This window comes from Sulfitobacter sp., from assembly GCF_036961165.1.
Lineage (GTDB): Bacteria > Pseudomonadota > Alphaproteobacteria > Rhodobacterales > Rhodobacteraceae > Sulfitobacter.
Genome location: NZ_JBALVJ010000086.1, coordinates 1 through 12,395 on the forward strand (window position 1 = coordinate 1; position 12,395 = coordinate 12,395).

Below are 12,395 nucleotides of genomic sequence, written 5' to 3' on the forward strand. Positions count from 1 at the left end.
ATTTTTCTGCCACGCCCAGCGGTGGTATTGAGGAGTTCTGACCGTTTGTTTTTTGCCAAATCGGTTTGAGAGTTTTTAGGGGGAGGTGAATTGATCGCGCATGGCAGGCATTGAGACGCCGCCTACCCCATCGAGTTTTGGAGCATTCGAGCGATGGCTTGATCCGCCAAAAGCACGTTGTGGACCTGCATCAACGCACGGTGGAGGGCCAATAGAGGCGCAGAAATTTGTCGCAATTCTTCCGCTTCATTGGTGAAGCGATGATTGAACCAGCTTCCGGACATACAGTGCTCGCCTGAGATGATCTCTGTGACCCATCTGCGCTCGATGGCAGCAGTTATGGGTTCGAGCAGCAGAGTCAGATCCTGAAGGTCACTATCATAGAAGAACCTCCCCGCCTCGATATTGACTGCAAGCGCATGGGCCCTGCGGCGAAGTCTGGAGTTGAAGAGATGGTCCACCTCGCCGAGTGCCTCCACAGCGAGGGGGGGCGATGTCCAACGCATGGTAAACGGCTGCCTCAAGCGGGCTTTGATGTGAGGTCGGATTAAGCATGGTGATGCTCCTGTTTAATATTTGTGGTTGCGGCGGAAGGTTGTTGAGGCGCCTGATGGACCGCTTTGTCGCTTCCATCGTGCCTGACACGATCAAGTCGAAGCGGGCTCCGACCTGACCGAATGTTTGCGCGGACCACGGCGAGGCGCCGTTTAGATTGTCCGGATAGTCGGCCGAGTACGGGTGTTTGTTTTGACGGATGTACATTGAAGGCGGTGTCTTCGAGCGACACCTCAATGCGGCGGGAGACAAGGAAGCGGGTCGGCTTATATAGAGATGCTTCTTCGAGCTCCGCACCGAGCTGCACATCAAGTGTCAGGGCGTCCCTGCGCAGCCGTGAATTTGACGTGCCGTACGCCAAGGTTACGACCCGTTCGCCTGCCCTCTCTGCGACGTTGACGACTAAGGCGGGTCGTACCTTCGGTGTCCGGGCGCCTTCCCACTGATGGGGAAAGCGGTAGGCGACAATATCGCCTGCGTTCAGTGCGGAGTGCCAGGACAAGGGAGCGGCGTTGCTTGGGTGTTGTGTCATTTAAATACCTTTTTGATGGCGTTGGTCGCGCCTCTCACTTGTTGGGTAAGACCCTCGTGTTCGGCCGCGCGACATGACTGCTGCGCAACCGGAACCGTGGTCCGGTTCCAGTCGGTGAGTTTTGTTCTTTGTTGAGGGGATGGGGCAGACATCCCTGCCCCACTGACTGTCCGGTCAGGCTACGAGAGGCAGCCTATCGCGACTGTCTGGCTGATCACTGAAAGCGTAGAGCAAATCCGGCAGCTGATCTGACAGCAAGCAGATGTCTTCGACGGCAGACCACTCCGGATCAATCAACGCGAAATAGCCTGCCTCCGGTCGGTCAGGGTCGTGAACATGCGTCAGAGAGAGCAACTCGTAGAGGCGGTGCAGATCGGCTCGCATGCGCCGTGTGAGGGCGCGTGCGTCCCCAAGGTCATCGAGGACGCGGATAGTTGCCCGAAGCGCTGGCTGGCCTCCTAAGAGCAGAGACGCATTTTGCAAAGCTACAGAGTTGGTAGAGGTAAACTCACGCAGAACTGCGAGAGCCGGGTGTTCGAAGTAAGACATTGCTGTCCTCCGGTTCCACACCGGGCGGGATCGCCCGGTGACAAGATCGCCGCTGCCCTTTCTTCTCGGCATGGCGGGTTCCGGATCTGCTCCTGCTGGCTTCAGATCCTCGTGTAGGGTTCGTTTCTTTCCGGCCCCTCAAAGCTGGGGGGCTGGCCAGAAATGAAACCTCATGGGGATCACCTTCTCGTCTTTCTTTGCGTTGCCACTCTTCAGTGCGGTTTTCGTCTGGATTTCTCATTGGGGGGTGGGTGGGCTTGCGCAGCAGTGGTTGGGGCGCTCTGTTGGTCTCTGAAACGCTCTGCTCGTTCCTTTCAGTAACGCGGAACCTAAGGTTCCCTTTGTTGTGGCAAGGGACCTGTCTCACAGGAGCATCTGTAGGAGTTTTCCCCGCGAGTGCTTCGGCTGGTTGGGCTGCCGCCTTCTCCCGCGCACGGTGGCGGTACCACGTGGCACGAGACTGGTTCAGCACCTCCCAAGGTTTTTCCTGTTCAACATTATTCCGAGCCAGATACGCGTCGCGAGATACAGCACCTCTGGCGCGGCGTCGCCGCTCTTCGGCCAACGCTGCGCGACGCCTACCCTCTTCTGCTGGCATGACGATCCTCAACCCAAGCCGCTGCGCAACAGCAGCCGAGAGTGACAAATGCCAAGCAATCGTTTGACCGCTATAGATGTATTTTGCCTCGAACCCTCTTCCTACAAGCAACGCCAAGGTCAGGGTCCAATCCGATCAGATTAAATATCCGCAAATCTACGATATTCAGTCAGCCGCTTTCGCAAGAAACTTGAGCGCATAGTCAATAAAAACATCTTCGGCTTTCGTGATGTTCACTTCAGAATTCCATATAAAGTGGACATCAATCGGACTAATTCCATCCAGAGGTGGAAGAGCGAACAGCCTGTCTTCTTTCACAAAATCAGACCCGATATGCATAGGAACAAGGCCAACACCAATTCCGATTTCGGTGAGACGGATTATCTCTTCGAGGTTATTCGAAGTGGCGACAACACGGCCCCGGTAAAGATGCTGTTCCCGAAAGATCGCCAGTGGCGAAAGTACACCACCGATCTGATCACTTGGAAAGGTGATAAAATCCTCATGGCGCAAGTCCGACGCCGCGACACCCGATCTTTGGAACAGTTTGTGCGACGGGCCACAATAAAGGCCATAGCGCTGAGAAATTATAGGTATAGAGCGCAATTTTCTGGGGCTGTCACGCATCAAACACAACCCGACAGTTCCCAAGCCCCGCTCGATGCGGGACTGGATTTCTGCACTTGATAAAACGTCAACGCTTAGGGTGATTTCAGGGTATTTCAGGTGAAATTGCTGTAACAGAGAATTCAGGATTGCGGATTGTAGCCGACTGGCGAAAAGCAATCTCAGATGTCCATAAACTTGTTGATCTCCAGGTAAAGGTACCTCAGCCAATCGCGAAATCTGGCTGTGGATTTCTATGGCCTTCGCATAGACAATTTTGCCGGCATCGGTCACGTCGAACCGCCTTGCGTTTCGTTCGATCAGCTTCAGGCCAAGCGATTGCTCCAGACGCTTCAACGCATGGCTGATCGCTGGTTGGGTCAGATGAATATGCTGTGCCGCCTTTGAAAAACCACCGCATTCGACAACCGCTATAAAGGTACGTAGCAGGTTCCAGTCAAGATGCCGTGCGAGGCGCTGGTGAACATCACGCTGTGTATTTGCCTCAATTTTCATCTTGGTATCCATTGGTTTCTGCGCGTTTGATAAGTGCACCTGCTTGTTTCTGACTTTGCGTTTTCATACCAAAATTTCACCTAAGGCACTGAATACAATTGGAACTTAAGAGCTGAAGATATTGGGAGTTTCTTCTGATACGCGGTTTTCAGTAAAGCCTATGAATGCTGTTCATACTAACGATTATGATGAAAAATTTATGAATGCAAAGCTTTGGTGTTAGCATCTGATTCGAACTGCGGACGATTTCCGCAAAGTATTCCCATTATCCAGATCGGAGACGAGCAGTGCAGACAGCGAAAACCAGAAAAACCGGGTTTGTTTACGCTGAACAATTCATGTGGCACGACACGCAGCGGTATAATCTTCTGGTGCCACCTGGCCTTACTGTGCAGCCGGGTGAACACGCCGAGAATGAGGAGACCAAGCGCCGCTTTCGCAATCTTGTCGCGGTCACGTCGATGGAGGACGAATTGGTTCCGATCAAGGCGCGGGTCGCAACCGAGGCAGAGCTGCTGCGCTTCCACACCCAAAAGCACATCTCGGACCTTGACGCGCTGTGCAAATCTGGCGGTGGCGAAGCGGGGGGCAAGTCTCCAGTCGGACCTGCGAGTTTCGATATCGCCAAACTGGCCGTTGGTGGTGTGCTGGAGGCAGTGGATGCCGTGATCAATGGTACAGTGGACAACGCATATGTGTTGTGTCGCCCACCGGGCCATCACGCGGAAAAGGAGCTTGTGACCGGATTTTGCTTGCTTGCAAATGGCGTTCTGGGGGTCGAGCATGCGCGCCAAATCCATGGCCTGAAACGGATCGCTATCGTCGATTGGGATGTGCATCACGGCAATGGTGCCGAAAGCGCGTTCTACGATGATCCGGACATCCTGACCATTTCCATGCATCAGGATAATCTGTTCCCCCCCGGTCGTGGTGGCATGACAGAGACGGGGACAGGCGCCGGTGCGGGCGCAAACCTGAACATCCCGCTATTTCCGGGTTCCGGCAGCGGTGCATACAGAGCTGCATTTGATCAGCTTGTCGTTCCCGCGCTCGAAGAATTCCAGCCAGAGATTATCTTTGTGGCATCCGGTTTCGATGCCTCTGCATTGGACCCGCTGGGGCACATGATGTTGTCGTCGCAAGACTATGCCTACATGACCGACGCATTGATGGCGATCGCGGATACCCATTGTCAGGGCCGGATACTAATGACCCACGAGGGCGGATATTCAGCCGCTTACGTCCCTTACTGCGGCTTGGCCGTTCTGGAACGCATGTCGGGTCACGACACAGGGGTCGCAGACCCGTTCCTGGATTTCATCGAGAATTACGGAGGCCAAAACCTTTTGCCTCACCAGCAGGCTGTGATCGACGAAGTCGCAGCGCATCACCAAAAAACCACTCACTAAAAAATAAACGCAACAGGGGAAAAGATATGACTGACAAGAAGAGTACAAACACGTCTCGCCGTGGCTTTCTGAAAAAGGCGGGTGCGGGAGGCGCGGGTTCTGTCGCACTTTTGGCGGGGATGAACCAATCTGCTGTCGCGCAAAGCACGGACCCGATTGTTGTCGGTGCGCCGTTGCCGATGACAGGTGGTGCGGCTGCGGATGGCATCGAGTTCCGGCGCGGTCTCGAAATGGCGGTTGAAGAGATCAATGGCTTGGGCGGCATTCTGGGGCGTCCGCTGGAGCTTGTCGTCGAGGATACGGAGTCCAAAGGCGATGACGTCATTGGTAGCGCGGGCCGTCGTTTGGTGGACCGCAGCAATGCCAGCGTTCTGATTGCCGGCTACAACCTCGGCAGCGGCGCTGCATTGCCCGGCGTGGCGGCGGACGCTTCCGTGGTCTATATGCATGCTGATACCTTGGTTGCCCATAATGAGTTGATCCGCTCCGATCCCGAAACCTACTATGGCTCGTTCCAGTACGATCCAGCCGAGATCTATTACGGCATCGGCTATCTGAAATTCATGCGCAATCTGATCGACAGCGGCCAGTTCACGCCCGCCAACAACAAGATTGCCGTGATCACCGGACCCATCGCTTATTCCATCAACATCGCAAACGCGATCCGCGAAAGTGCATCCGAATACGGGTTCGAAGTCTCCCTGTTCGAAAGCGTTCAGGCGCCCACATCCGAGTGGGGCCCGACAATGGCAAAGCTGCGCGAAGATCCTCCCGGCATGATCGCGATCACGCATTTTTTCCCGCAGGATCAGGCACAGTTCATGCTGCAATTCATGAACGACCCGATGGATAGCCTTGTGTACATGCAGTACGGCGCATCCCTTGCGGCGTTCCGCGACATTGCCGGTGCCGCCTCCGAAGGCGTGCTTTATGCGACTGTGATCGGTGCGCTTCAGGATGAGATCGGTCAGAAGTTCTCGTCTGACTATATTGCGCGCTTTGGCGACAATGCATCACCAAACAGCGGAGGCCAAACCTATTCGGCGCTGCATGCCTATGCGATGGCCGCAGCGCTGGCCGGGGGTGCCGGTGCGCCCTATGAAGAAGAGCAGAATCGCAAGGTCGCGGACCGCCTGCGCACTATGATATACCGCAGCCCGATGGGCGCCATGCGCATCGACCCAGAGACACAGTCGGCCTATTGCTATCCGGCCGAGACAGACGATCCATCTTTGGGCATGCCTCATATCTTCAGCCAGATCAAAAGCCAGACGGAGACGGGTCCGATCATATCCCCTGCTCCTTACGATGTCGCGACGTTCGAGCTGCCGTCCTGGTTCAAGTCGTAGGATCAGATCCAATGACCAGCGCCGCCGCGACCCTTCTGGAATGCCGTAATGTTTCCAAGCATTATGGTGCTCTGGCCGCCGTCGATGGCGTCGATCTGAGGATCGGCGCCGGTGAGGCGGTGGGAATTGGGGGGCCGAACGGCGCTGGCAAAACAACATTTTTCGATCTGATATCGGGCCTGACCGCCGTCAGCGGCGGGCAGGTCCTGTTCGACGGGCACTCCATTAGTGTTACAGCGCCCCACAAATTGTTCCACGATGGCATGGCGCGTACATTTCAGATCACCAGTGGATTTGGCAGTCTCACGGTTCTGGAAAACATGCTGACTTCTGTGGTGTACGGATCGGGGCGTGAAACAGCGGGCCTTCTGTTCAAAAAGCGCCATCTTGATGTCGCAATGGACACGCTGGAAACATATGGTCTGTCTGCAATTGCAGGGCAGCTTGTCTCCGATATTACGGTTCTCGACCGCAAAAAACTGATGGTGGCCTCCGCCGTCGTTCACAAGCCAAAGATATTTCTTTTGGATGAACCCGTTGGTGGGCTGATGCCCGCCGAGATTGACGAGTTCATTGCATTGATGCAGCGGCTCAAAGATCAGGGGATGACCATCGTTTTCATCGAACATGTCATGCGGTTTCTGACGACGGTGGCAGATCGCGCCGTGATCATGCATCAGGGCAAGCTGATTTATGACGGGCAGCCTGCTGGCATTGCGAAGGACGAATTGGTGAAATCCGTCTATCTTGGCTCTGCCGCCGAAAGCATGGGGGCCGCATAGATCATGGCTGAGCTACTCTCCATAAAAGGATTAGTGTCGGGGTATCGTCACCTCAAAGTACTCAAATCCATTGATTTTTCGGTTGATGGAAGCGGAATGACTGCAATAATTGGTCCCAACGGCCATGGAAAATCGACGCTGCTCAAGACTATCGCGGGGCTGCTGCCTGCGTGGTCGGGCGAGATTTTGTTTGACGGTCAACCGCTCCCCAACGGAGCGCCGGAGCGGGCGCGGCTGGGCCTCACGCTGGTGCCGCAAGGCGATCAGTTGTTCACCGGAATGACCGTCGAGGAAAATCTGATGATGGGTGCGTTCGCGCGCTCGGATCGAACGGCCATCCGCGCAACGCTGGACACTGTATTTGCCCTGTTCCCCCGATTGCAAGAACGCCGCACGCAGCGCGCGGAAAGTCTGTCGGGCGGAGAACGGCGGATGGTTGGCATCGGGCGCGGCCTGATGGCCGATGGTAGGCTGATGATGATCGACGAGCCTTCACTGGGCCTCGCCCCGCTGATCATCGAGCAGATATACGAAGCGTTGGGCCAGATCGCTGCGGACGGGCGTGCCATCGTCGTCGTGGAAGAAAACCCGAGCCGCGTGGCCCAGGTCGCGGACAGCTTTCACCTTATGGATGGTGGTGCGTTCGCGTGGTCCGGCACCACCGCCGAGCTTGAGACGTCCGGCGAAATTATAGAATCCTATCTGGGGGCTTAGCGGGAAATGGAAGCAATCATTCAAATCCTTGTGAGCGGGCTGACGCTGGGGGCGATGTACGCTCTTGGCGCAGTCGGTCTTGCCCTCACATTCGGCACGATGCGGATGTTCAACATGGCCCACGGGGTGTTCATGACGATTGGTGCCTATGGCGCTTTTTCGGCCGTAACCTACTTCGGCGCGCCACTGATCGTTGCGCTGCTAATGGGCATTCTCGCGGGCGGGCTGATCGGGGCGATCATGCATCTTCTTGTTGTGCAGTTCATGCTGGAAACAGAGGATTTCGAAATAAATATACTCGTAGCGACGGCAGGTGTTGGCATATTGTTGCAGGACTTTTTGCTGAAGATATATGGCGGTTATCCATTCAGCCAGCCTGTGCGGATCGAGGGTATCTTCAGGGTCGGAGGTGTGGCGGTGACCTACCAGTCTGTAGTCATCCTGGTGCTTGCTACGGTCCTGATCTCGGCGCTGGCCTGGGCGCTGACGCGCACGAAGTTCGGGATGGCCATTCGCGCGACAGCGATGAACCGCGAGGCAGCGATGCTAATGGGTGTGAAAACCTCGCGCACCTATCTTCAGGTCTTGATTATCGCGGGGATGCTGGCAGGCGCGGCGGGCATCCTGATATCTTCCCTGTCTACATTGTCTCCCGAGATGGGTCAAAACCCAGCGGTCCGCGCCTTTGTCATTTGTGTGGTCGCCGGATTGGGCAGTGTGACAGGCGCTGGGATTGCAGCCATTGCGCTGGGCCTTTTTGAGGCGGCAATCCAGTACTATTTCGGGGTCCGCTACGGCTTGCCACTGATGCTCGCGCTGGTGGTCGTTGTCCTGATCTGGCGACCCTCGGGTCTATTCGGCCAGCAGGAGGTCGTCCGGTCATGACCTCGCTCAGCACCATCCAGAAGCACCTGATCGGCGTCGTAGCAATGCTAATTTTTATGGCAATTGTGCCACTTTTCGTCACCCAACGCTATTTCTTGGGCGAGATCATCGTCTTTATGATCTGGGCCTCTGTCGCGGTTCAATGGAATGTCCTGATGGGACATGCGGGCGTCTTTTCGCTGGGCCAAATGCTCATCTTTGCGGTTGGTGCTTATAGTGCTGCAATATCGATGACGTATATGGACATCTCGCCGTGGATGGCCATGCCCCTGTCGGCCGTCGTTGCAGCTGCGGCAGCGTTTATTATCGGGCTGGCCTGCCTGAGGTTGGGGCCGGCCTACGTCGCGCTGCTGACCTTTGCGATCTCATACATGGTCTACGTTCTGATCATCACAGATACGGCCTGCTACACCACCGTTGCCGGGGGATGCCAAAGGTTTTTCGGCGGTACAACCGGATTTTCCCGACTGGAAGACCTCGGGTTTCGGCAGATGCTGCGCGGCAATTGGGTCGTCGGTAACTATTTCACGGTGTTGGTGATTTTTACCATCTCTCTTGTGGCCTCCATTCTCGTCATTCATGGTCGCCTCGGCCTCGCTTTTCGGGCGTTAAGCGACAGTCCGGTCTATGCTGCGGCCCGCGGGCTGAACCGTACCAGATCACAGCTCATCGCCTTTGTCGTCACAGCCTTTTTCACCGGCTTGACCGGCGCGGTCTACGCCACACATTTCCGCTCGACCGGTCCCAGTCTTTTTGACTTTTCGACGCTCCTTTTCATTCTGGCAATGGTGATAGTCGGCGGGTTGCGGTCCACGTGGGGGCCTGTATTTGGTGCTGCGATGATGATGATCCTCGTCGAGGTCGCAAAGGGTATGGGCGATGTGCGCAATACCGTCATCGGTGTGGTTCTGGTGCTCTTCGTCGTGTTCCTGCCCAAAGGCATTGCAGGACTGACATCGCAGCTGTTGCATCGCTTTCGACTACGGCACACAGGCCGAAATCCCTTATCAGATAAAACGTAATTTTGGCAGACCTACGAGGAGAAACACAAATGTATGATACAATTATCGTAGGTGCCGGATCAGCCGGATGTGTACTGGCCAACCGCCTTTCCGCCGATCCTAATCGCAGGGTCCTTCTGCTCGAAGCGGGTGGCGCGCAGCCGATCAATTCAAAAGTACCGTCAGACTGGGTGACATTGTTCAACACCCAGGCCGACTGGAGCTACCACACAGTTCCGCAGGAAGGGTGCAGGGGCAGGCGCATATTCTGGCCGCGCGGCAAAATGGTCGGCGGGTCGGGTGCGATGAATGCCATGATCTACATCCGGGGCTTGCCATCGGATTATGACAATTGGGAGAAACTCAATTGTCCGGGATGGGGTTGGAACGGTGTCCTTCCCGACTTCAAGGCAAGCGAGAGCAACGCGCAGCACGCAAATTCCCCGTTTCATGGCGCGCACGGCGAACTGCACGTCGAAAACCCCGTCTTTAGTCACGACTATGAGAGCAAATGGATCAATTCCGGTGTGGCTGCCGGATTTCCCGCCAACGATGATTTCAACGGAGAGAGTCAGGAGGGGTTTGGCTATTTCCAGCTTACCGTAAAAGAAGGCATGCGCTCGGGCACCAACAGGGCATTTCTTGAGCCGGTGATGGGACGCTCAAATCTGACACTCAAGAAAGGCGTGTTGATCACAAAGATCCTGATCGAAGGTGACCGGTGCACAGGTGTCGAATACCTCGAAAACGGTACGCCGCATCAGGCACATGCTGATGCACAGGTCATAATGGCCGCAGGTGCCATCGGCACGCCCCAAATTCTGATGCTGTCCGGTCTTGGAAATTCAGCCGAGTTGATGGAGGTCGGGGTTAAGGCAAAATGTGATATCCCCGAGATGGGTAAGAACCTCCAGGATCATATCAACATCCCCATCTCTTTCTATTCCAAAGAAAAAACAGGCGTGGGTGCTTGGGATGCTGAATTTCTGGAGCAAAGCTTTGAGGAATGGGAGCAACACCGTACCGGGCCGCGCACGACGACATGGGCCGCAGCGGGGGCGCACATTCGCTCCAGACCGAATGTAGAGCCAGATCTGCAACTATATGGCGCGGTCAGCCCGCACCGCGATTACGGTCGTTTTTTATCGTCACAGGCTGGCATGACCCTGCATACGGTCCTGCAACGCCCCAAGAGCCGCGGGGAGATCAAGCTCGCCTCGGCCGATCCGATCGCCCACCCAATGATCGACCCTAAATACTTTTCGTCGGATGCCACCGGTGAAGACCTTGCCACTCTGGTCCAAGGCGTCAAAATTCAGCGGCGTATCGCAGCCACCAGCCCTCTGGCCGAAGTGCTGGGACCGGAAATGCAACCAAGCAGTGATTGCCAAACAGATACAGACATCGCCGAATACATACGTGGCCATTGCACAACGCTATATCACGCAGCGGGGACCTGTCGCATGGGCACTGATACAAATGCAGTGGTGAATTCCGATACTTTCGCGGTGAACGGCATTGAAAATCTTTATGTCGCTGACGCATCGCTGATGCCTGAAATGATTTCGGGCAATATAAACGCAGCTACAATCTTGTTTGCAGAAAGATGTGCACGTCATTTGAGCGAAAAATAGCTGTGAATGCTATTTCGGGAATAAAGTTTGCACCTGGACGCGATGGCGGAAGTTTTTGCTCGAAGCACGGCTACTCCACCCCGTGATGACGACGCCGATACCGACCCGCACCAGATAGCGATTGACGGCAAGACGCTGCGCGCCAGCAAAGATGCGGAGGGCAAGGCCGAGCTTGTTCTTTCGGCTTTCTGCTGAGCCCTCAAGCAATCTTTTGGCATACTGCTCCTGCTGGCTTCAGATCCTCGTGTAGGGTTCGTTTCTTTCCGGCCCCTCAAAGCTGGGGGGCTGGCCAGAAATGAAACCTCATGGGGATCACCTTCTCGTCTTTCTTTGCGTTGCCACTCTTCAGTGCGGTTTTCGTCTGGATTTCTCATTGGGGGGTGGGTGGGCTTGCGCAGCAGTGGTTGGGGCGCTCTGTTGGTCTCTGAAACGCTCTGCTCGTTCCTTTCAGTAACGCGGAACCTAAGGTTCCCTTTGTTGTGGCAAGGGACCTGTCTCACAGGAGCATCTGTAGGAGTTTTCCCCGCGAGTGCTTCGGCTGGTTGGGCTGCCGCCTTCTCCCGCGCACGGTGGCGGTACCACGTGGCACGAGACTGGTTCAGCACCTCCCAAGGTTTTTCCTGTTCAACATTATTCCGAGCCAGATACGCGTCGCGAGATACAGCACCTCTGGCGCGGCGTCGCCGCTCTTCGGCCAACGCTGCGCGACGCCTACCCTCTTCTGCTGGCATGACGATCCTCAACCCAAGCCGCTGCGCAACAGCAGCCGAGAGTGACAAATGCCAAGCAATCGTTTGACCGCTATAGATGTATTTTGCTTCGAAGCCTCGTTCGACAGCTCGCTCTGCACTGCGAATGATCCCCTCGACTTCCGAAGGGGCCAAACCCGGTGTCGCATCATCGGCCTGAGCCTCAATCTCCGCCGCGACATCCGAGGACGGCGCGCAATGCGTCAGGCAGACACTGTAGAGATGCAGCCAGGTGTTTCTCATACCTTCGGGGGCGCCCTCCGTAGTGCCGCTTGATGTCTTCAAGATCCTGAAGGATCAGGCTGAAGCGCTGAGGAGCAGTCAGACCCTTCGGCATCGTGCCTCCGCTTCTCAGCTTTTTACGGTCTTTCCGTTTGAGCCGACTGGCTCTCAATTCAGCTTTCGTCGGTTGCCCGACAGCGGAATAGATCCTGTCAGCCAGCTCATCGAAGTCATGGCGCTGCCACGTTGCGGCAGACACCCGCACCACAGTGCGAGATTTTTGGTTTATCGTTC

General features: G+C 55.7%; 12 protein-coding genes. 8 read left to right on the forward strand and 4 right to left on the reverse strand.

Translation table 11 applies throughout. The features are described from left to right. Positions 1 to 122 precede the first annotated feature (122 nt). The 3 genes from V7730_RS19855 to V7730_RS19865 form a co-directional block, all read right to left on the reverse strand. Positions 123 to 506 carry a hypothetical protein gene (locus V7730_RS19855; protein WP_335749310.1) on the reverse strand — a complete coding sequence of 128 codons (384 nt, stop codon included), beginning with the start codon at positions 504 to 506 and terminating at the stop codon, positions 123 to 125. Positions 507 to 1,261: 755 nt separating this feature from the next. Further along, positions 1,262 to 1,636 (reverse strand): hypothetical protein, encoded by a 375-nt coding sequence (locus tag V7730_RS19860; protein WP_335749311.1) that lies wholly within the window; start codon positions 1,634 to 1,636, stop codon positions 1,262 to 1,264. Between the two features lie 763 nt (positions 1,637 to 2,399). Beyond that, positions 2,400 to 3,356, reverse strand: a complete 957-nt coding sequence (locus V7730_RS19865) for a LysR family transcriptional regulator (RefSeq protein ID WP_335749312.1) — start codon at positions 3,354 to 3,356, stop codon at positions 2,400 to 2,402. Positions 3,357 to 3,643: 287 nt separating this feature from the next. Here V7730_RS19865 and V7730_RS19870 point away from each other — a divergent pair, with 287 nt between their 5' ends. From V7730_RS19870 to V7730_RS19905, 8 genes are read left to right on the forward strand one after another with little or no spacing between them, the layout of a single operon-like run. Beyond that, a complete protein-coding gene (locus tag V7730_RS19870; RefSeq protein WP_335749313.1) occupies positions 3,644 to 4,765 on the forward strand; it encodes a class II histone deacetylase in 1,122 nt (373 codons plus the stop codon). A 26-nt stretch (positions 4,766 to 4,791) separates the two neighbouring features. Beyond that, positions 4,792 to 6,114, forward strand: a complete 1,323-nt coding sequence (locus V7730_RS19875) for an ABC transporter substrate-binding protein (RefSeq protein WP_335749314.1) — start codon at positions 4,792 to 4,794, stop codon at positions 6,112 to 6,114. Between the two features lie 11 nt (positions 6,115 to 6,125). Beyond that, positions 6,126 to 6,896, forward strand: coding sequence for an ABC transporter ATP-binding protein (locus tag V7730_RS19880; RefSeq protein WP_335749315.1), 771 nt, complete (start codon positions 6,126 to 6,128; stop codon positions 6,894 to 6,896). A gap of 3 nt (positions 6,897 to 6,899) precedes the next feature. Continuing rightward, a complete protein-coding gene (locus tag V7730_RS19885) occupies positions 6,900 to 7,610 on the forward strand; it encodes an ABC transporter ATP-binding protein (protein WP_335749316.1) in 711 nt (236 codons plus the stop codon). A 6-nt stretch (positions 7,611 to 7,616) separates the two neighbouring features. Continuing rightward, positions 7,617 to 8,495 (forward strand): branched-chain amino acid ABC transporter permease, encoded by an 879-nt coding sequence (locus V7730_RS19890; RefSeq protein WP_335749317.1) that lies wholly within the window; start codon positions 7,617 to 7,619, stop codon positions 8,493 to 8,495. Continuing rightward, complete coding sequence (locus V7730_RS19895) at positions 8,492 to 9,517, forward strand: branched-chain amino acid ABC transporter permease (protein ID WP_335749318.1); 1,026 nt, start codon at positions 8,492 to 8,494, stop codon at positions 9,515 to 9,517. Before V7730_RS19890 ends, V7730_RS19895 begins: the two co-directional genes overlap by 4 nt. Positions 9,518 to 9,546: 29 nt before the next feature. After that, positions 9,547 to 11,130: a GMC family oxidoreductase gene (locus V7730_RS19900; RefSeq protein ID WP_335749319.1), complete on the forward strand. Its 1,584-nt coding sequence runs from the start codon at positions 9,547 to 9,549 to the stop codon at positions 11,128 to 11,130. A gap of 27 nt (positions 11,131 to 11,157) precedes the next feature. Continuing rightward, positions 11,158 to 11,325, forward strand: a complete 168-nt coding sequence (locus V7730_RS19905) for a hypothetical protein (protein WP_335749320.1) — start codon at positions 11,158 to 11,160, stop codon at positions 11,323 to 11,325. Positions 11,326 to 12,042: 717 nt separating this feature from the next. On the opposite strand, the gene V7730_RS19910 is transcribed toward V7730_RS19905, so the two are convergent. Beyond that, positions 12,043 to 12,395, reverse strand: a 353-nt coding sequence (locus tag V7730_RS19910) for a hypothetical protein (protein ID WP_335749321.1), incomplete at its 5' end; no start/stop codon positions are given.

Excerpts from the sequence above, each read along its gene's own strand:
- V7730_RS19895 (WP_335749318.1), top strand. The coding sequence starts at position 8,492 with ATGACCTCGCTCAGCACCATCCAGAAGCACCTGATCGGCGTCGTAGCA.
- V7730_RS19865 (WP_335749312.1), bottom strand. The coding sequence starts at position 3,356 with ATGAAAATTGAGGCAAATACACAGCGTGATGTTCACCAGCGCCTCGCA.
- V7730_RS19885 (WP_335749316.1), top strand. The coding sequence starts at position 6,900 with ATGGCTGAGCTACTCTCCATAAAAGGATTAGTGTCGGGGTATCGTCAC.
- V7730_RS19860 (WP_335749311.1), bottom strand. The coding sequence starts at position 1,636 with ATGTCTTACTTCGAACACCCGGCTCTCGCAGTTCTGCGTGAGTTTACC.
- V7730_RS19855 (WP_335749310.1), bottom strand. The coding sequence starts at position 506 with ATGCGTTGGACATCGCCCCCCCTCGCTGTGGAGGCACTCGGCGAGGTG.
- V7730_RS19875 (WP_335749314.1), top strand. The coding sequence starts at position 4,792 with ATGACTGACAAGAAGAGTACAAACACGTCTCGCCGTGGCTTTCTGAAA.
- V7730_RS19880 (WP_335749315.1), top strand. The coding sequence starts at position 6,126 with ATGACCAGCGCCGCCGCGACCCTTCTGGAATGCCGTAATGTTTCCAAG.
- V7730_RS19900 (WP_335749319.1), top strand. The coding sequence starts at position 9,547 with ATGTATGATACAATTATCGTAGGTGCCGGATCAGCCGGATGTGTACTG.
- V7730_RS19890 (WP_335749317.1), top strand. The coding sequence starts at position 7,617 with ATGGAAGCAATCATTCAAATCCTTGTGAGCGGGCTGACGCTGGGGGCG.